Below are 17,677 nucleotides of genomic sequence, written 5' to 3'. Positions count from 1 at the left end.
GTCAGGCGGCCGCGCGACGGGCGAGCCGCGCCGCCTTCAGCCGTTCGAAATCCTCGCCGGCGTGATGCGACGAACGGGTCAGCGGGCTGGCCGACACGACCAGGAAGCCCTTCGACAGGGCCACGGTCTCGAAGGACTTAAACTCCTCCGGCGTGACGAACCGCATCACCGCATGGTGCTTCTTGGTCGGCTGCAGGTACTGGCCGATGGTCAGGAAGTCGACATCGGCCGAGCGCAGATCGTCCATCAACTGCAACACCTCGTTCCGCTCCTCGCCGAGACCGACCATGATGCCGGACTTGGTGAAGATCGTCGGATCGAGTTCCTTCACCCGCTGCAGCAGCCGGATCGAGTGGACGTAGCGGGCGCCCGGGCGCACCGTCAGATATTTCGACGGCACGGTTTCCAGATTGTGGTTGAAGACGTCGGGCCGGGCCGCGACCACGGCCTCGAGCGCGCCCGGCTTGCGCAGGAAGTCCGGCGTCAGGATCTCGATGGTCGTGCCGGACGCCGCGGCGCGAATGGCGCGGATCGTCTCGACGAAATGCTGGGCGCCGCCATCGGCCAGATCGTCACGATCGACCGAGGTGATGACGACATGGTTCAGCCCCATGGCCGCGACGGCCCGGCCGACGCTCTCCGGCTCGCTCTCGTCGAGCGGCTTCGGCATGCCGGTCGCCACGTTGCAGAAGGCGCAGGCGCGGGTGCAAATCCCGCCCATGATCATGAAGGTCGCGTGCTTCTTCTCCCAGCAGCCGCCGATATTGGGGCAGCCGGCCTCTTCGCACACGGTGATGAGGTTGTTGGACCGCGCGATCTCGCGCGTTTCCTGGTAGCCCTTCGAGCCCGGCGCCTTGACGCGCAACCAGTCCGGTTTGCGCAGGGTCGTCGCCTGATCCGGACGATGGGCTTTTTCGGGATGCCGCGGTCGAGGCTTGGCCTCGACCGCAAGGCGGTTATCGAGCACGGTGACCATGGGCTTCAATTAAGCTCCCGGGCGCCCCGGTGCAATCCACCGCGGCGCAGTCATTCGTGCGGGACCGGTGACTAGCGCCGGAACAGACGCACGATGAAGATCAGCAGGCAGGCGCCCACGAATCCGACGATCAGATATTCCCAGGAGAAGGAAGCGCTCGCACCGGAGCCCAGCCCTGTCAGACGCAGGATGAGGCTCAGCACGATGGCGCCAACCACGCCGAGGATGATGTTCATGAGGACGCCCATGTCGCTCTTCATGACTTTTTCTGCCAGCCAACCTGCAATGCCGCCAACGATAATGGCTGCGAGAAAACTACCGATCATTCCTGAGACTCCTTGTCGCGTTTGACTTCTCGGACGGTAGCTAGCGCGGGCGAAAACGAGGCAAGAGGGCAGCGGGCGGAATCTACATGTGGATGACGCGGCCATAGGCGTCGAGAACGCTCTCATGCATCATTTCCGACAGGGTCGGATGCGGGAAGACCGTGTGCATGAGCTCTTCCTCGGTCGTCTCCAGCCCCATGGCAATGACAAAGCCCTGGATCAGTTCGGTGACTTCGGCGCCGACCATATGGGCGCCGAGGAGTTCGCCGGTCTTGGCGTCGAAGACGGTCTTGACCAGCCCCTCCGGCTCGCCGAGCGCGATCGCCTTGCCGTTGCCCTTGAAGTTGAACCGGCCGACCTTGACCGCGTGCCCGGCTTCCTTGGCCCTGGCTTCGGTCAGGCCGACGCTGGCGACCTGCGGCTGGCAATAGGTGCAGCCGGGAATCTCGGTCTTCTTCATCGGGTGGACGTCGAGACCCTTGATCTTCTCGACGCAGATCGTGCCCTCATGCTCGGCCTTGTGCGCCAGCATCGGCGGGCCGGCGACATCGCCGATGGCGTAGACGCCCTCAACATTCGTCTTGCCGTAGCCGTCGATCTTGACGATGCCGCGCTCGATGGCGACGCCGACATCCTCGAGGCCGAGCCCTTCGGTGTTGCCCTGCACGCCGACGGCGGAGATCAGCCGCTCGGCCTTCAGAACCTGCGACTTGCCGTCCTTGGTCTCGACGGTGACGGACACGCCGTCGCCGCCCTTCTCGACCTTCGCCACCTTGGCGTCGGTGAGGATCTTCAGGCCTTGCTTCTCGAACTGCTTGCGGGCGACGGCGGCGATCTCGGCATCCTCGACCGGCATGATCTGCGGTAAGAGCTCGACCACCGTCACATCGGCGCCCATGGTGCGGTAGAAGGAGGCGAACTCGATGCCGATGGCGCCGGAGCCCATGACGATGAGGCTCTTGGGCATCGCCTTCGGCTTCATCGCCTCGAAATAGGTCCAGATCCGGTCACCGTCCGGCTCGATCCCCGGCAGCACCCGCGGGCGGGCGCCGGTGGCGACGATCACATGCTTGGCCTTGTAGCTGCCCTCGCCGAGAACGCCCTTCGGAACCGGGTTCTGCGGCTCGACGACGGGCTTCTTCATCTTGCCGACCGAGACCTCGACCGGGCCACCCTTGCCGGCCTTGGTGATCTTCGCCTCACCCCAGATGACGTCGATCTTGTTTTTCTTCATCAGGTAGCCGACGCCGCCGTTCAGCTGCGCCGAGACGCCGCGCGAACGCTTGACCACCGCTTCCATGTCGAAGTCCGGATTGGCGATCTTCAGGCCGTAGGCCGTCGCATTCTCGGCATAGTGGAAGATCTCGGCCGAGCGCAGCAGCGCCTTGGTCGGGATGCAGCCCCAGTTGAGGCAGATGCCGCCGAGATGCTCGCGCTCCACGACGGCCGTCTTGAAGCCCAGCTGCGCGGCACGGATCGCCGCGACATAGCCGCCGGGGCCGCCGCCGATGATGAGGATGTCGTAGGTGTCAGCCATGGGTGGTCTCCTGGGACGCCGGAACTTCGTGGGCCGGGTGTGCGGGCGCGAACCGTGCGTCACCAGGCCGGATGGGTGCGGCCGCGAAGGCTGCCCTGCGCCGGACGCAAGGCAGCTGCGGCTGGCTCATGCCGTTTCGTCGAGCAATGCCTTGACCGGCGCGATCAGCGCCTCGCCGAGCGCGCGGGTATGCTCCGCCGACAGATGGATGCCGTCGAGCGGCGTCGTTTCGCAGACCTCGGACGCGTCGAACATGGCGCATCCATATTCCTCCGCGACCTTCGTGCAGGCCGAACGGAAATGCTGGGATTCCTCGAGCGCATGGCCGAAGAGCAGCGTGAAGTCCGGCTCCGTGGTCGCGCAGAACATCGGCGGCGCGACGATCAGGATCTTCGGTGCCTCATAGCCCCGCTGATAGGGGAAGGTCAGGATGATCTCGACCAGCCGCTCCATGCCCTGACGCGACTCGAAGACCCGGCCGCCGCCGGTGTGCCGCTTCAGATCGTTGGTGCCCAGCATCAGGACGACGAGGTCGAGCGGCTGATGCGCGCCCAGCGCCGTCGGCAGGGTCTTCACCCCGTTGCGCTCGGCCATCACCATCTGGTCGTCAAAGACCGTGGTCCGGCCGTTCAGCGCATCGGTGATGACCACCACGTCGTCGCCCAGCGCACTGGCCAGCACGTTCGGCCAGCGGCTGTCGTAGTCGTGGCGCAGTCCGGTCTCGGGGTTGTAGCCCCAGGTCAGCGAGTCGCCGTAGCACAGGACGGTTTTCATCGGCCCGCCCTAGACCAGCATCGACATCGGGTTTTCAATCAGCTGCTTGAACGCCACCGCCAGTTCGGCGCCCAGCGCGCCGTCCACGGCCCGGTGGTCGGTCGACAGGGTCACGCTCATCATGGTGGCGACGGTCACGGCGCCGTTCTTGACCACCGCCCGCTGCACGCCCGCGCCGACCGCCAGGATCGTCGCATGAGGCGGATTGATCACCGCGGCGAAGTCCTTGATGCCGAACATGCCGAGATTGGACACGGCCGTGGTGCCGCCCTGATATTCCTCGGGCTTCAGCTTGCGGGCCCGGGCGCGCTTGGCGAGATCCTTCATCTCGTTGGAGATGGCCGACAGGGTCTTCTCCTCGGCGCGCCGGATGATCGGGGTGATCAGGCCGCCCTCGATCGACACCGCGACGCCGACATCGGCGTGCTTGTGCTGCAGCATGGCCGATTCGGTCCAGGACACGTTGGCCGTCGGCACCGCCTTCAGCGCCAGCGCCATCGCCTTGATGATCATGTCGTTGACCGACAGCTTGTAGGCCGGCTTGTCGCCCGCATCGGTCTTGATCATCGGCGCCGCCTCGTTGAGCTGCTTGCGCAGCGCCAGAAGCGCATCGAGCTCGCAGTCGAGCGTCAGGTAGAAATGCGGGACCGTGGACTTGGCCTCGACCAGGCGCTTGGCGATGGTCTTGCGCATGCCGTCATGCGGGATCTTCTCGTAGGAGCCCTCTTCGAACAGCTTGAGAACAGCCTCGTCGCTGGTGCCCTTGGCGACAGGCGCCGCTGCCGGGGCCGGCGCGGCCTCGCTCTTGGCAGCCGGCGCATCAGCGGCCTTGCGAGCGCCACCCGATGCCTTCGCGCTCTCGATGTCGGCCTTGACGATCCGGCCATGCGGACCGGAGCCCTGCACTGTGCCGAGATCCAGCCCGGCATCCTTGGCGAGCCGGCGCGCGAGAGGCGACGCGAAGACGCGATCACCCGAACCGCCCTGCCCGGACGATGCGCTCTTGGCATCGGCCGCCGGACGGCTGTCGCCACGCTTTTCGGCATCCTTCGCGTCGGCTTCCGAACCGGTCACGGCCGCGTCGGCTTTCGGATCGGCGACCATCGTACCGCCCTTCTCGTCCGACGCCTCAACCGAGCCGCCGCCCTTGGCGGCGTCCTCGACGCTCTCGCCGTCGGCGGCCAGAATGGCGATGACGGCGTTGACCTTCACGCCCTCGGTGCCGGCGGCAACGACGATCTTGGCAATTTTGCCCTCGTCGACGGCCTCTACTTCCATGGTCGCCTTGTCGGTCTCGATCTCGGCGATGATGTCACCGGCTGAAACCGTGTCGCCCTCGGCCACCAGCCACTTGGCGAGGTTGCCCTCCTCCATCGTCGGCGAGAGCGCGGGCATCGTCACATTGATGGGCATCCGGAACGTCTCCTCAATGGCCCTTGCGCCGGGCATCATGTTCGTGTGCGTGGTCGGTCAGCCTGGACAGGTGATGCGACCAGCCATTCCTGTGGTCGAGCAGAAGGGCCGCGCGATCCGCTTCGGGCGCAGCCTGCCAGCCCTGATGTTCGATCGTCACCCGCGTGCCGTCCCCCAGCGGCTCCAGCGACACCGAGACGACGGTGTCGAAGCCCCAGTCCGCGTCGGCCCAGACCATCACCAGTCCGTGCGGCGGGTGGTAGGCGGTGACTTCGGCCCGGGTCAGATGCTCGACGCCGTCGGCATCCGTCCATGGCTCCAAGAGATGGCCGCCGAGCCGCGGCTCGAACTCCACCGTCTCGCGCCACCAGCTCCTGAAACAGGCCGGCTCGGTCAGGCACTCCCAGACGGCTGCCGGCGACGCGTCGATATCCTGAACCAGGACAAGGCCCGCATCGTCGCCTGCCGCACCGGGATGAGCCGTACCGCTCGCCATGGCATCAGTCCCGATAGGTCACGGCCTTGACCGCATCGATCACGTCCTTGACCGACGGCAGCGCCAGTTTCTCGAGATTGGCCGCATAGGGCATCGGCACGTCCTTGCCGCAGACCTTGAGCACCGGCGCGTCGAGATGATCGAAGGCGCGGACCATCAGTTCGGAGGCGATATGCTCGCCGACCGAGCCCTGCGGCCAGCCTTCCTCGACGGTGACGCAGCGATTGGTCTTCTTGACCGACCGCACGACGCTGTCGATGTCCATCGGACGGATCGTGCGCAGATCGATGACCTCCGCGTCGATGCCCTCGGCCGCCAGTTCCTCGGCGGCCTTGACCGCATAGGTCATGCCGATGCCGAAGGAGACGATGGTGACGTCCTTGCCCTTGCGGTGGATGCGGGCCTTGCCGATCGGCACGGTCCAGTCGTCGATCGCCGGAACGTCGAAGCTCTGGCCGTAGAGGATCTCGTTTTCGAGGAAGATGACCGGATTCGGGTCACGGATCGCCGACTTCAGCAGACCCTTGGCGTCGGCCGCCGTATAGGGCTGCACCACCTTCAGACCCGGAATGTGGCTGTACCACGCCGCGTAGTCCTGGCTGTGCTGGGCCGCAACGCGCGCCGCGGCGCCGTTCGGACCGCGGAACACGATCGGGCAGCCCATCTGGCCGCCGGCCATGTACAGCGTCTTGGCCGCCGAATTGATGATCTGGTCAATCGCCTGCATGGCGAAGTTGAAGGTCATGAACTCGACGATCGGCTTCAGGCCACCGAAGGCCGCGCCGACGCCCAGACCGGCAAAGCCGTGCTCGGTGATCGGCGTATCGACAATGCGGCGGGCACCGAATTCGGCCAGCAGGCCCTGAGTGATCTTGTAGGCGCCCTCGTACTCGGCAACCTCCTCACCCATGACGAAGACGTCGTCGTCGCGGCGAAGCTCCTCGGCCATGGCGCTGCGCAGCGCCTCGCGGACCGTGGTCGACACCATCTCGGTGCCCTCGGGGATCTCCTGGCCGAACGCGCCGACCTCGTCCTCGGGCTCGGGGTGAACCTTGCCCTCGGCGGGCACCCGGCGCGCTTCCATGTCAACGCCCGAAGATGCGGACGTCTCGGCGGCCGCCGGCGCCTCGTCGTGCTTCGCAGACTCGTCGGGCGCGGACTTCGCCGCGGTCGCGGCACCGTCCTCCAACGCGCTTTCGTCCTCGCCCTCGGCCAAGAGCAGGGCGATCGGGGCGTTCACCCGCACGCCTTCGGTACCGGCCGGGACCAGGATCTTGCCCAGCGTGCCTTCCTCGACGGCTTCGACTTCCATCGTCGCCTTGTCGGTCTCGATCTCGGCGATCACGTCGCCGGGCGATACGGTGTCGCCTTCCTGCTTGATCCACTTGGAGAGGTTGCCCTCCTCCATGGTCGGGGACAGGGCGGGCATCAGGATTTGAATCGGCATGGTCGGTTCCCCTACTCGGCCGCCTGCGGAAGCACGTCCGCATAGATGTCGGTCCACAGCTCGGAGACGTCCGGCTCGGGATCATTCTGGGCGAAATCGGCCGAGTCGGCGACGATCTCGCGGACCTTCTTGTCGATGTCCTTGACGTCGTCCTCGGACATGCCCTGCTCTTCCATGAGCCGGCGCTTGACCTGTTCGATCGGATCGGACTCCGACCGCATCTTCTGGACCTCGTCGCGGCTGCGATACTTGGCCGGATCGGACATGGAATGGCCGCGATAGCGATAGGTCATCATCTCGAGGATGATCGGCCCCTCGCCCGAGCGGCAATGCTCCGCGGCCAGATCGCCGGCGGCCTTGACCGCCCGCACATCCATGCCGTCGACCTGGATGCCCGGAATCTTGAACGACAGGCCGCGATGGGCGAAATTCGTCTCCGCCGAGGCCCGGTTCACCGAGGTGCCCATGGCGTAGCGGTTGTTCTCGATCACGTAGACGACCGGCAGCTTCCACAGCGAGGCCATGTTGAAGCTCTCATAGACCTGGCCCTGGTTGGCCGCGCCGTCACCGAAATAGGTGATCGAGATCGAATCATTGCCCTTGTAGCGATTGGAGAAGGCGAGCCCGGTGCCGATCGGCACCTGCGCGCCGACGATGCCGTGCCCGCCGAAGAATTTCTTCTCCTTCGAGAACATGTGCATCGAGCCGCCCTTGCCCTTGGAATAGCCCGAGCGGCGGCCCGTGAGCTCGGCCATCACGCCGCGCGCTTCCATGCCGGTGGCCAGCATGTGGCCGTGATCTCGATAGCCGGTGACGACCTCGTCGCCTTCCTTCATCGCCATCTGCATGCCGACAACGACCGCTTCCTGACCGATATAGAGGTGGCAGAAGCCGCCGATAAAGCCCATGCCGTAAAGCTGGCCGGCCTTTTCCTCGAAGCGGCGGATGAGGAGCATGTCGCGATAGGCGCGAATCTCCTCGTCCTTGGAAAAGGTTGCGGGCGCGGGCGCGTCGAAGTGCTCGAGCGTCTTGACGATCTCCGCGGACGAAGCCGCCGTGGAAACCGCGCCGTCGCCCGAGGGGCCTGCGGCCTTCTTGGATGCGGGTGTCTTGCTCTGCCTGGCCGCCAATGCTGCCTCCGGGTCTTGATCCGCCAATTCGCGGCTACAATTCACCCCGAGTATAGATGCTCCGCACCACCCATCAAGCGACGCCGCGCGCTTTAATCGGATTCCGGTTTACTTGCTGCAATGCAGCAAATTCAACCGAGATTGCGTTTAAGTCTATGATGGGTCGTTTTCGTGCGCGCAGGCGGTCGTTCGGCACGCGAATTCGGGCCGAAATACACCGTCCGGCGGCACTGCCGCCGGTCAAACCCGCCATCATTGTGCAGATGCAATATCGGCTGGCGTCCTGCCTATCGCAGGATGACGATCTCTTCGGGCGTCGTCACGTTGAGCGCGCGCCGCGCCCGCTCGTCGATCATGTCGCGTTCCAGCGTCCCGTCATGCAGCAGCTGCACCCGGCGCTCGAGGCGTTCGCGGCGGTTCTCGAGTTCGTCGAGACGCGCGCTCTTCACCGCGAGGTCGCGTGTCAGTTCGGCCTTCGCCTCGATGCCGTATTTGCCGCTATGGGCGTGAATCGCGAAATAGGCGAGGAAGCTGACGGTGATCGCCGGCACGATGAGGCCGCCGATCCGGCTTTGGCGTTTCTGGATGGTGCGCATCGGGCCCTCCTTTTCCCGACCCTTCGCATGTTCCGCTTAAGGCCGCGTAAACCACGGCACGCGCGGTGCAATCTGCGCTGCCGGCGCGGAATCAACGCCGGCATGGACGGGGGATCTTCCGCAATCGCGCGGCGGCGCTAGATGAGCCGCACCGGCGCCCATCCGCCGCGACCCTACCGAGGATACATGCATGGCTCACGAAGAGGACGACCCGAAGGCACGCCGCCACCAGGAAGAAGAGGAGGCGATGCGCCGGGCCGATCCCGAGGATTCGCTCGACAATGCGCCGTCCGAAGGCGAGACCCTGTCGGACTTCTTCGCCTTCGAGGAGATCTTCGCGCGGGTGCTGTCCACCGCCGATGACGAACTGGATGCCAACAACCGCTATCTCTTCTGGAGCGGGATCGGCGCCGGTGGCGCCCTCGGCCTGACCTTCCTCGCGCGCGTCGTCTTCACCGAGGCCTCTGGCGAGGCGACACCCGGCCTGTTGGGCAATCTGCTCTACCCGGTCGGCTTCCTGATCATCGTTCTCGGCCGCTACCAGCTCTTCACCGAGAACACGCTGACGCCGGTCGTTCTGGTCCTCACCAAGCTCGCCAGCCTGCGCAACCTCCTGCGGCTGTGGGGTGTGGTGCTGGTCGCCAACATGATCGGCGCCGTCGGCGCCGCCGGGCTGCTGGCCTATTTCGACGTGATGACGCCGGAGCGGCTGGAAAGAGCCCTGGAGATGGGCCACGAAGCCTACGAGACCGGCTGGTTCTCGCTGTTTTCCAAGGGCGTCATCGCCGGCTGGATCGTCGCGGCCATGGTCTGGCTGGTCCATGGCGGCCGCGACACGGTGTCGAAGATCCTGTTCGTCTGGCTGCTGATGTATTTCGTCGGCGTCGGCGGCTTCTTCCACGTCATCACCTCGTCGGTGGAGGTGTTCTTCCTCAGCTTCCGGCTGGAGGAAGTCGCGTTCCTGCCGCTGTTCCCGATGTTCGTACTGCCGGTCCTGCTCGGCAACACCATCGGCGGCGTCACCTTCGTGGCCGTCCTGAACTATTCCCAGTTCGCTGCCCACGAGGATTCGGCACTGTTCGAGCGTTACGGCGAGCGCCTGTCCTGGCGCGAATGGATGCTGGGCGCCAAGGGTCGGCCGCCCGGCGAGCGTCCGAAGGTGAGCTGACGCAAAGGGCGGTGACCCGCTGTTCACCGCCCGGCTCTGTCGTCGCGGGCGCTCGGTCCCATGTTGGGGACAATGGCCGTCCCGCGGCGGCATCACCGAACGCGAAGATGGACATGGATGAACAGACATCGGCGAAAGCCGTCCATGATGCCGGCAAGCGCCGGCATTCGAATGACGTCACCGAACAGCGGATCGAGAAGGAAGGCTCCACCCTCACCGAGGGCGAACTGCACCAGATCGACGATCGGCTGAAGCTGCGCCCGCTGGCGGTCTACGAGATCGTCCGCCAGGAGGGCGAGGACGAACTGACCCGGCCGACGGCCAGCCTCTGGTGGTCGGGCCTTGCCGCCGGCCTGTCGATCGGCTTTTCGGTCTACACCATGGCGGCGCTCAGGGCGTATCTGCCCGATGCGCCCTGGCGGCCGCTGCTGGAATCCTGGGGCTATTCGGTCGGCTTCCTGATCGTCATTCTCGGCCGCCAGCAGCTCTTCACCGAGATCACCCTCAGCGCCACCCTGCCCGTCCTGGCGCGGCGACGCTGGAAGGGCGTCGTGGCCCTGGTGCGGCTGTGGGCGGTGGTTCTGGCCGCCAACATGGTGGGAACCGCGGTGTTCGGCGCCGGCATCGCCTACGATGTCCTCAATGCGCCGGAGATTCGCGAGGCGGCGCTCACCCTCTCCGCCGAGGCGATGGAGCCGGCCTTCCACTACATGCTGCTGCGCGGTATCGCGGCGGGCTGGCTGATGGCGACGGTCGTCTGGCTGCTGCCCTCGGCCGACCGCTCGGGCTTCCTGGTCATCGCGCTCCTGACCTACCTGATCGCCCTCTTCCACCTCGCCCATGTGGTCGCGGGTTCGGTGGAGGCGATGGCGCTGATGTTCGCGGGCCGGATGTCGGTGCAGGACGCGCTTGTCGGCTTCTACCTGCCGGCCCTGCTCGGCAACGTCCTTGGCGGATCAGCGCTGTTCTCGCTGATCAGCTACGGCCAGGTCGTCAACGAGCTCGATCAGCGCGGCAACTGACCGCCGGACACGAAAAAGGGCGCCGGCTTTCGCTGGCGCCCTATTTCCATACGTTCTCTGCGCCGCCGAAGCGGCAGGCTGGTCAGCCCCGCGCGCGCAGGATCGAGCGACCGGCATAGACCGCCTGGTCGCCCAGTTCCTCTTCGATCCGCAGAAGCTGGTTGTACTTGGCGAGCCGGTCCGAACGGGCGAGCGAACCGGTCTTGATCTGCCCGCAATTGGTCGCGACCGCGAGATCGGCGATGGTCGAATCCTCGGTTTCGCCCGAGCGATGCGACATGACGGCGGTGTAGCCGGCCCGGTGTGCGACATTGACCGCGTCCAGCGTCTCGGTGAGCGTGCCGATCTGGTTGACCTTGACGAGGATCGAATTGGCGACGCCCTTGGCGATGCCGTCGCGCAGGCGCTCCGAATTGGTCACGAAGAGATCGTCGCCAACGAGCTGCACGGTGGCGCCGGTCTTCTCGGTCAGCGTCTTCCAGCCAGCCCAGTCGTCCTCGGCCATGCCGTCCTCGATCGAGATGATCGGATAGGCGCCAGCGAGCTCGGCCAGATAGCCGGCCATGTCGTCCGGCGACAGCTTCCGGCCCTCGCCTTCGAGGTCGTAGACGTCGTTCTTGAAGAACTCGGTCGAGGCGCAGTCGAGCGCCAGGAACATGTCCTCGCCGGGCTTGTAGCCGGCCTTCTCGATCGCCCGCATGACGAAGTCGAGACCGTCCTTCGCAGATGCCAGACCCGGCGCGAAGCCGCCTTCATCGCCGACATTGGTGTTGTGGCCGGCGTCCTTCAGCATCTTCTTCAGCGTGTGGAAGACTTCCGCGCCCATCCGCAGCGCGTCCGAGAAGCGCTCGGCGCCGACCGGCATGATCATGAATTCCTGGAAGTCGATCGGGTTGTCGGCATGGGCGCCGCCATTGATGATGTTCATCATCGGCACGGGCAGCACATGCGCCGAGGCGCCGCCGACATAGCGGTAGAGCGGCAGCGCCGAGGCATCGGCCGCGGCCTTGGCGACGGCCAGCGACACGCCAAGGATCGCATTGGCGCCGAGCCGGCTCTTGTTCGGGGTGCCGTCGAGTTCGCGCATGGCGGCGTCGATGCGGATCTGGTCCTCGGCCTCGTAGCCGCCGATCGCCTCGAGGATCTCGCCATTCACCGCGTCGACCGCCTTCTGGACGCCCTTGCCCATGTAGCGGCTGCCGCCGTCACGCAGCTCGACCGCCTCATGGGCGCCCGTCGAAGCGCCGGACGGCACCGCCGCGCGGGCCAGCGTGCCGTCTTCCAGGATGACGTCGACTTCGACCGTGGGGTTGCCCCGGCTGTCGAGAATTTCGCGTCCGATGATGTCGATGATCGCGGTCATGCGGGGTGCCTCCAAATGTGGTTCTGCCAGCCTTCTAGACCAGGCATGTGACGGATTGAACTGATTCTGGTTGCGGGTCGGCCGGCGATGGCGCTGACGGCCCTGCCGACGCCCGGCATGGAGTGGTTCAGTCGAAGCCCTTGGCCACCGCATCCAGCGCCTGCAGGCGCTTCAGGAGTTCCGGCATGCGGTCCAGCGGCACCATGTTGGGGCCGTCCGACGGCGCATTGTCCGGATCCTCGTGGGTCTCGATGAACAGGCCAGCGACGCCGACCGCGACGGCGGCCCGCGACAGCGTCTCGACGAAGCGGCGCTCGCCGCCAGACGACCCGCCCTGTCCGCCCGGCTGCTGCACCGAGTGGGTGGCGTCGAAGACAACCGGCGCCCCCATCCCGGCCATGATCGGCAAGGCGCGGAAATCGGAAACCAGCGTATTGTAGCCGAAGGACGCGCCGCGCTCGGTCAGGAGCACGTTGGGATTGCCGCTTTCGGTAACCTTGGCGAGCACGTTGCTCATGTCCCAGGGTGCCAGGAACTGGCCCTTCTTGATGTTGACCACCCGGCCGGTCCCGGCCGCCGCGATCAGAAGGTCGGTTTGCCGGCAAAGAAAGGCCGGGATCTGCAGGATGTCGCAGACCGTTCCTGCTTCGCGGCACTGTTCCTCTGTGTGGACGTCGGTCAGCACCGGCAGGTCGAAGGTCCGCGCCACTTCCTCGAAGACCGGCAGCGCGTCGGCCAGGCCGATGCCGCGCCGGCCCTTCAGGCTGGTACGGTTGGCCTTGTCGAAGCTTGCCTTGAAGACGTAGCCGATGCCCAGATCGTCGGTGATCCGCTTCATCTTCTCCGCGATCATCATCGCGTGGTCGCGGCTCTCCATCTGGCATGGGCCGGCGATCAGCGCGAAGCGCCGGGAATTGTCGAACACGGTATTGCGAGCCGCGACGGTGCCGTTGGGCGCTGTCATGATGGTCTCTCCTCGAAGGCGATGAAGGGGGTGCTGGCGGGACCAAGCGTCGCGACGATCCGTCCGTCCCGCTCCGTCATGAGATCCGGCACGAGCGCGGCGCGGGCCTGATCGAGATCCGCCACCGCCAGCACCATCCCGGCGAGCCGCAGCCGCTCGTCGCCCGGCGCGACGCCGTAGCGTGCCTGGGCAAGGGACGGCGTCAGGAACTCCAGAACGACATTTGCCAGGGCCAGTGTCGCGCCGCCGCTGCCGTCGCTTGTCAGTGTTGATCCGGCGATTGTCTCCAGAAGCCTGCGCGTCGCCTCATCCACCGTCCCGACGAGGACGATGCGCAGGAGACCATCGGCCCCATTGGCATGGCGCGACAGGGCCGAGCGATCCGGAGCAACGCTGTGGCGAGCCTCGCAGAAGAACAGCGACGCGACGAAACCGGGCAGCAGGCGGGCGAATGCCAGGCGAAACGACAGGGTCGCCTCGGCGCCGTCGCCCTGTCGGAACGTGCGGGAGAAATCGACGGTCGCCGGTTCGGCGAGGTCCTGCGCCGTCAACGCGTCGCGATCACCCAGCGCATCGGCCGACCGGAACGCCAGGCCCGAAAAGCCCGGCAGATCGTGTTCGGCCCGGAACGCCGCGTCCCGCGCGACGAAGAAATTCCCTGCCGCCAACGCTTCGGCCTGCGCTGCCGCGTCCACGACCGCCAGCGGTTCGAGATAGACGCCGTCTGCGAGAAACACGCAGGCATTGCCGGTGCCGAAGGGATGGACGGCATCAGGTGCGACGGTGAAGCCGAGCGCGCCCAGCCGTTCGCGGGCCGTGGCGAGGTCATCGAAGGACAGGACGAGATGATCGATCGCGCGCATCGTCACGGCCTATTCGATCTCCCCCGGCATTTCCAGATGCATGGCGCCCGGCCCGTCCGAGCCCGCATGCCGGACATCGCCGGCGACCGGCATTCCCCGAAGAGCGGCTTGCTCATCACGGGGACGCAGCCGCACCGGACCGGCACGGCTGCAGAGGCCTAGACCAGCCGCGAACGCTCGACGGCGGCGGCGATGAAGCTGGCGAACAGCGGATGCGGCTCGAACGGGCGCGACTTCAGCTCCGGATGGTACTGCACGCCGATGAACCACGGATGGTCGGCCAGCTCGACCGTTTCCGGCAGAAGGCCGTCCGGCGACATGCCGGCGAAGCTCATGCCGACGGCCTCCAGCGGCTCGCGATAGGCGCGGTTGACCTCGTAGCGGTGACGATGGCGCTCCTCGATCGTGGTGTCGCCATAGATCTCGGCGATCTTCGAGCCTTCCTTGAGGCTCGCCGCATAGGCGCCGAGACGCATGGTGCCGCCGAGATCGCCCTTCTTGGCGCGCTGCTCCAGCTCGTTGCCCTTCAGCCATTCGGTCATCAGGCCGACGACGGCTTCCTCGGGATCGCCGAATTCGGTCGAGCCGGCGTTCTGGATGCCGGCCAGCGAACGGGCCGCCTCGATCACCGCCATCTGCATGCCGAAGCAGATGCCGAAATACGGCACGTTGCGCTCACGGGCGAACTTGGCCGCGAGGATCTTGCCTTCCGAGCCGCGCTCGCCGAAGCCACCGGGCACCAGGATGCCGTTCACCCGCTCCAGATACGGCGTCGGGTCCTCCTGCTCGAAGACCTCCGATTCGATCCAGTCGAGCTTGACGCGCACCTTGTTGGCGATGCCGCCATGCTGCAGCGCCTCGATCAGCGATTTGTAGGCGTCCTTGAGGCCGGTATATTTGCCGACGATGGCGATGGTCACCTCACCCTCGGGATGGCGGATGCCGTCCGTCACCTGGTGCCAGAGCTGCAGCTGCGGCTTGGGCGCCGGATCGATGCCGAAGGCGGCCAGCACTTCGGTGTCGAGACCTTCGTGGTGATAGGCGATCGGCACATCGTAGATCGTCGCGACGTCCAGCGCCTGGATGACCGCCGTTTCCCGCACATTGCAGAACAGGCTCATCTTGCGGCGCTCTTCCGCCGGCACCTGCCGGTCGGCGCGCACCAGCAGGATGTCTGGCTGGATGCCGATGGCGCGCAGTTCGCGCACCGAATGCTGGGTGGGCTTGGTCTTCAGCTCGCCGGCGGTCGGAATGTACGGCATCAGCGTCAGATGGACGTAGATCGCGCCGCCCCGCGGCAGGTCGTTGCCGAGCTGGCGGATCGCCTCGAAGAACGGCAGCGCCTCGATGTCGCCGACCGTGCCGCCGATCTCGCAAAGAACGAAATCGAAATCCTCGTTCCCGTCGAGAACGAATTCCTTGATGGCGTCGGTGACATGCGGGATGACCTGGACCGTCGCGCCGAGATAGTCGCCCCGGCGCTCCTTGGCGATGATCTCCTGGTAAATCCGCCCGGTGGTGATGTTGTCCATCCGGTTGGCCGAGCGGCCGGTGAAGCGCTCGTAATGGCCGAGATCCAGGTCGGTCTCGGCGCCGTCGTCGGTGACGAACACCTCGCCGTGCTGCGTCGGGCTCATCGTGCCCGGATCGACGTTGAGATAGGGGTCGAGCTTCCGCAGCCGCACGCGATAACCGCGTGCCTGCAGGAGTGCACCGAGTGCGGCCGATGCAATGCCCTTGCCGAGAGAAGAGACCACGCCGCCGGTGATGAAGATATATCGCGCCATGGGCCTTCCCGATATCGCGGCGGAGATGATTCCGCCAGTCACTTTTTACACATGCGAAAAACCAGCGGGGCACCCGAAGGTGCCCCGCCGATGACGTTCAATGGGCGAACGAAGCGCTACTGGCCGTTCTGCGGCGTGGCCGGCTCGTCGGACGGACGCGTCGTGCCTGCGGCCGGTTCCTCGACGGGCGGCACGGTCGGCGCGTCTTCGACGCCCGGTGCATCCTCGGCCGGGTTGGCGGGAATTTCCTCGACGGGCGCCGCCTCGGTGGCCGGTGCGGGAGCTTCCTCGGCCGCCGGTGCCGGCTGCGCCGGAGCTGCGGTGGTCTCGCCGGTCGGGGCTGCCGGTGCCTCGTCGGGCAGCGACGGAGCCGCGCTCGGTGCGTCGGCGGCGACCGGTGCCGTCTCGGTTGCGGTGTCGCCGGCGGGAGCCTGCGGCTGCTCCGGGAGACCGCCCAGCTGATCCAGGAGGCTGCCACCCTGATCGCTACCGTCACCGGCCGGCGCGCCCTGGCCGCTTTGATTGACCGGCAGGCGGTCCAGGATGTCTGTCGGCTGGGCGCCGTAGCGTGCCAGGATGCCGAGGGAGAGCGAGGTGACGAAGAACGCCGCTGCCAGGATGCCGGTCGTGCGCGTCAGCGCATTGGCGGCACCGCGGGCCGACATCATGCCGCCGCCACCGCCACCGATGCCGAGCGCACCGCCTTCGGAGCGCTGCAACAGAACGACGACGACGAGCGTCACGACGATCATCAAGTGGATGATGATGAGAATGGTTTCCATGGAACTTTCGCAACGCGTCTATTCGATAATTGCGCGCCTTCTACAGAAGCGACGCCCGCTTTCCAACCGTATTCGGCATTTGCAGGCGATTGGGCGCGCGGCCCGTGTCGTTCCGGTCAGGCTGTCGGCGACGCCTGACATATCGCGATGAAGTCCGACGCCTTCAAGCTGGCCCCGCCGACAAGGGCACCGTCGACATTGTCGGTGGCCAGGAGTTCGGCCGCATTGCCCGGTTTCACCGATCCGCCGTAGAGGATACGGACCCCGTTTCCGGCCTCGCCGAAACGCTCGACCAGCGTCCGGCGGATGAAGTCGTGGATGTGCCGCACGTCGTCCGCTGTCGGCGTCTTGCCGGTGCCGATCGCCCAGACCGGCTCGTAGGCGACGACGACCCGGTCGCCGTCCATGTCGTCCGGCAGCGAGCCGGCCAGTTGCCGCGCCAGGACGTCCGTCGTCGCGTCGGCATCGCGTTCCGCCTCGGTCTCGCCGATGCAGATCACCGCGACCAGGCCGGCGGCCATCGCCGCCTCGGCCTTGGCGCGGACCAGTTCGTCGCTCTCGCCATGATCGGCGCGGCGCTCGGAATGGCCGACGATCACGTAGCGCGCGCCGACATCCTTCAGCATCGCAGCGGAAATGTCGCCGGTATGGGCCCCGCTTACGGCCGGATGGCAATCCTGGCCGCCCACGGCGACATGGTTGCCGAGAATGCCGAAGCTCGCCGACAGCATCGTGGCCGGCGGGCAGATCAGGATGTCACGGCCCTGGTTGAGGCCGGCGCCGGCGGCTTCGGCCAGCGTCTGCAGCTCACCCAGTTCCTTCAGGAGCCCGTTCATCTTCCAGTTTCCGGCAATCAGCGGCGTCGGTGCCATCGTGTTTCCTCAGCTCTTTGTCAGGTGCCCACGGCCCCGCGCGGACCTTACGCATCGAAGGGCGTAAATCAATCGTGCGGGTCGCTTGCGTCCGATGGGCCCGGTTTCCTAAAAGGCACGGAACAGAATGCCCAGGATCGCCTCGCGCGCGACGATCCTTG

General features: G+C 66.2%; 16 protein-coding genes and 1 pseudogene. 2 read left to right on the top strand and 15 right to left on the bottom strand.

The window, feature by feature from the left end:
* Window position 1 precedes the first annotated feature (1 nt).
* The 9 genes from lipA to ACEQX1_RS04540 all read right to left on the bottom strand — a co-directional run bounded on the left by lipA (window position 2) and on the right by ACEQX1_RS04540 (window position 8,695).
* Window positions 2–976, bottom strand: a complete 975-nt coding sequence (gene lipA, locus ACEQX1_RS04580) for a lipoyl synthase (protein ID WP_370196562.1) — start codon at window positions 974–976, stop codon at window positions 2–4.
* A 71-nt stretch (window positions 977–1,047) separates the two neighbouring features.
* On the bottom strand, window positions 1,048–1,302 hold the full coding sequence (locus tag ACEQX1_RS04575) for a GlsB/YeaQ/YmgE family stress response membrane protein (protein ID WP_024350632.1): 255 nt from the start codon (window positions 1,300–1,302) through the stop codon (window positions 1,048–1,050).
* Between the two features lie 82 nt (window positions 1,303–1,384).
* On the bottom strand, window positions 1,385–2,839 hold the full coding sequence (gene lpdA, locus ACEQX1_RS04570; protein WP_370194947.1) for a dihydrolipoyl dehydrogenase: 1,455 nt from the start codon (window positions 2,837–2,839) through the stop codon (window positions 1,385–1,387).
* A gap of 126 nt (window positions 2,840–2,965) precedes the next feature.
* A complete protein-coding gene (locus ACEQX1_RS04565) occupies window positions 2,966–3,613 on the bottom strand; it encodes an SGNH/GDSL hydrolase family protein (protein WP_370194949.1) in 648 nt (215 codons plus the stop codon).
* Between the two features lie 9 nt (window positions 3,614–3,622).
* The gene (locus ACEQX1_RS04560; RefSeq protein WP_370196544.1) at window positions 3,623–5,026 is read right to left on the bottom strand and encodes a pyruvate dehydrogenase complex dihydrolipoamide acetyltransferase; all 1,404 of its coding nucleotides are present in this window, start codon (window positions 5,024–5,026) and stop codon (window positions 3,623–3,625) included.
* Between the two features lie 13 nt (window positions 5,027–5,039).
* Complete coding sequence (locus tag ACEQX1_RS04555; protein WP_370194953.1) at window positions 5,040–5,522, bottom strand: SRPBCC domain-containing protein; 483 nt, start codon at window positions 5,520–5,522, stop codon at window positions 5,040–5,042.
* 4 nt (window positions 5,523–5,526) lie between these two features.
* Entirely contained in the window at window positions 5,527–6,969 is a 1,443-nt protein-coding gene (locus tag ACEQX1_RS04550) for a pyruvate dehydrogenase complex E1 component subunit beta (RefSeq protein ID WP_370196543.1), read from the bottom strand.
* Window positions 6,970–6,980: 11 nt separating this feature from the next.
* Window positions 6,981–8,099, bottom strand: a complete 1,119-nt coding sequence (gene pdhA, locus ACEQX1_RS04545; protein WP_370196542.1) for a pyruvate dehydrogenase (acetyl-transferring) E1 component subunit alpha — start codon at window positions 8,097–8,099, stop codon at window positions 6,981–6,983.
* 287 nt (window positions 8,100–8,386) lie between these two features.
* The gene (locus ACEQX1_RS04540) at window positions 8,387–8,695 is read right to left on the bottom strand and encodes a septum formation initiator family protein (RefSeq protein WP_187389733.1); all 309 of its coding nucleotides are present in this window, start codon (window positions 8,693–8,695) and stop codon (window positions 8,387–8,389) included.
* Window positions 8,696–8,885: 190 nt separating this feature from the next.
* Between ACEQX1_RS04540 and ACEQX1_RS04535 the strand changes: the two genes are divergently transcribed.
* Both ACEQX1_RS04535 and ACEQX1_RS04530 read left to right on the top strand, forming a co-directional pair.
* The gene (locus tag ACEQX1_RS04535) at window positions 8,886–9,863 is read left to right on the top strand and encodes a formate/nitrite transporter family protein (protein WP_370192299.1); all 978 of its coding nucleotides are present in this window, start codon (window positions 8,886–8,888) and stop codon (window positions 9,861–9,863) included.
* 113 nt (window positions 9,864–9,976) lie between these two features.
* Window positions 9,977–10,885 carry a formate/nitrite transporter family protein gene (locus ACEQX1_RS04530; RefSeq protein WP_370192300.1) on the top strand — a complete coding sequence of 303 codons (909 nt, stop codon included), beginning with the start codon at window positions 9,977–9,979 and terminating at the stop codon, window positions 10,883–10,885.
* An 82-nt stretch (window positions 10,886–10,967) separates the two neighbouring features.
* Here ACEQX1_RS04530 and eno read toward each other — a convergent pair whose 3' ends face one another.
* From eno to tpiA, 6 genes and pseudogenes are all read right to left on the bottom strand, one after another.
* Window positions 10,968–12,248 carry a phosphopyruvate hydratase gene (gene eno / locus ACEQX1_RS04525; RefSeq protein WP_024350622.1) on the bottom strand — a complete coding sequence of 427 codons (1,281 nt, stop codon included), beginning with the start codon at window positions 12,246–12,248 and terminating at the stop codon, window positions 10,968–10,970.
* A 127-nt stretch (window positions 12,249–12,375) separates the two neighbouring features.
* Window positions 12,376–13,212 carry a 3-deoxy-8-phosphooctulonate synthase gene (kdsA, locus tag ACEQX1_RS04520; RefSeq protein WP_370192301.1) on the bottom strand — a complete coding sequence of 279 codons (837 nt, stop codon included), beginning with the start codon at window positions 13,210–13,212 and terminating at the stop codon, window positions 12,376–12,378.
* Window positions 13,209–14,075: a VOC family protein gene (locus tag ACEQX1_RS04515; RefSeq protein ID WP_370192302.1), complete on the bottom strand. Its 867-nt coding sequence runs from the start codon at window positions 14,073–14,075 to the stop codon at window positions 13,209–13,211. The genes kdsA and ACEQX1_RS04515 overlap by 4 nt, the downstream gene beginning before the upstream one ends.
* 158 nt (window positions 14,076–14,233) lie before the next feature.
* Window positions 14,234–15,862, bottom strand: coding sequence for a CTP synthase (locus ACEQX1_RS04510; RefSeq protein ID WP_024350618.1), 1,629 nt, complete (start codon window positions 15,860–15,862; stop codon window positions 14,234–14,236).
* Window positions 15,863–16,149: 287 nt separating this feature from the next.
* Window positions 16,150–16,644: pseudogene (gene secG, locus ACEQX1_RS04505) on the bottom strand (preprotein translocase subunit SecG); the annotation flags it as partial.
* A gap of 116 nt (window positions 16,645–16,760) precedes the next feature.
* Complete coding sequence (tpiA, locus tag ACEQX1_RS04500; protein WP_370196541.1) at window positions 16,761–17,516, bottom strand: triose-phosphate isomerase; 756 nt, start codon at window positions 17,514–17,516, stop codon at window positions 16,761–16,763.
* Between the last annotated feature and the right edge of the window lie 161 nt (window positions 17,517–17,677).

It is taken from the genome of Aurantimonas sp. (genome assembly GCF_964217435.1).
Classification (GTDB): domain Bacteria; phylum Pseudomonadota; class Alphaproteobacteria; order Rhizobiales; family Rhizobiaceae; genus Aurantimonas; species Aurantimonas coralicida.
The sequence above is the reverse complement of the archived record's forward strand: the minus strand, read 5'-3'. Positions and strand labels throughout refer to the sequence as shown.

Bases quoted from the DNA above. Each gene is read 5' to 3' on its own strand.
- lipA (WP_370196562.1), bottom strand. From the start codon at position 976: ATGGTCACCGTGCTCGATAACCGCCTTGCGGTCGAGGCCAAGCCTCGA.
- ACEQX1_RS04575 (WP_024350632.1), bottom strand. From the start codon at position 1,302: ATGATCGGTAGTTTTCTCGCAGCCATTATCGTTGGCGGCATTGCAGGT.
- lpdA (WP_370194947.1), bottom strand. From the start codon at position 2,839: ATGGCTGACACCTACGACATCCTCATCATCGGCGGCGGCCCCGGCGGC.
- ACEQX1_RS04565 (WP_370194949.1), bottom strand. From the start codon at position 3,613: ATGAAAACCGTCCTGTGCTACGGCGACTCGCTGACCTGGGGCTACAAC.
- ACEQX1_RS04560 (WP_370196544.1), bottom strand. From the start codon at position 5,026: ATGCCCATCAATGTGACGATGCCCGCGCTCTCGCCGACGATGGAGGAG.
- ACEQX1_RS04555 (WP_370194953.1), bottom strand. From the start codon at position 5,522: ATGGCGAGCGGTACGGCTCATCCCGGTGCGGCAGGCGACGATGCGGGC.
- ACEQX1_RS04550 (WP_370196543.1), bottom strand. From the start codon at position 6,969: ATGCCGATTCAAATCCTGATGCCCGCCCTGTCCCCGACCATGGAGGAG.
- ACEQX1_RS04540 (WP_187389733.1), bottom strand. From the start codon at position 8,695: ATGCGCACCATCCAGAAACGCCAAAGCCGGATCGGCGGCCTCATCGTG.
- ACEQX1_RS04535 (WP_370192299.1), top strand. From the start codon at position 8,886: ATGGCTCACGAAGAGGACGACCCGAAGGCACGCCGCCACCAGGAAGAA.
- ACEQX1_RS04530 (WP_370192300.1), top strand. From the start codon at position 9,977: ATGGATGAACAGACATCGGCGAAAGCCGTCCATGATGCCGGCAAGCGC.
- eno (WP_024350622.1), bottom strand. From the start codon at position 12,248: ATGACCGCGATCATCGACATCATCGGACGCGAAATTCTCGACAGCCGG.
- kdsA (WP_370192301.1), bottom strand. From the start codon at position 13,212: ATGACAGCGCCCAACGGCACCGTCGCGGCTCGCAATACCGTGTTCGAC.
- ACEQX1_RS04515 (WP_370192302.1), bottom strand. From the start codon at position 14,075: ATGCGCGCGATCGATCATCTCGTCCTGTCCTTCGATGACCTCGCCACG.
- ACEQX1_RS04510 (WP_024350618.1), bottom strand. From the start codon at position 15,862: ATGGCGCGATATATCTTCATCACCGGCGGCGTGGTCTCTTCTCTCGGC.
- tpiA (WP_370196541.1), bottom strand. From the start codon at position 17,516: ATGGCACCGACGCCGCTGATTGCCGGAAACTGGAAGATGAACGGGCTC.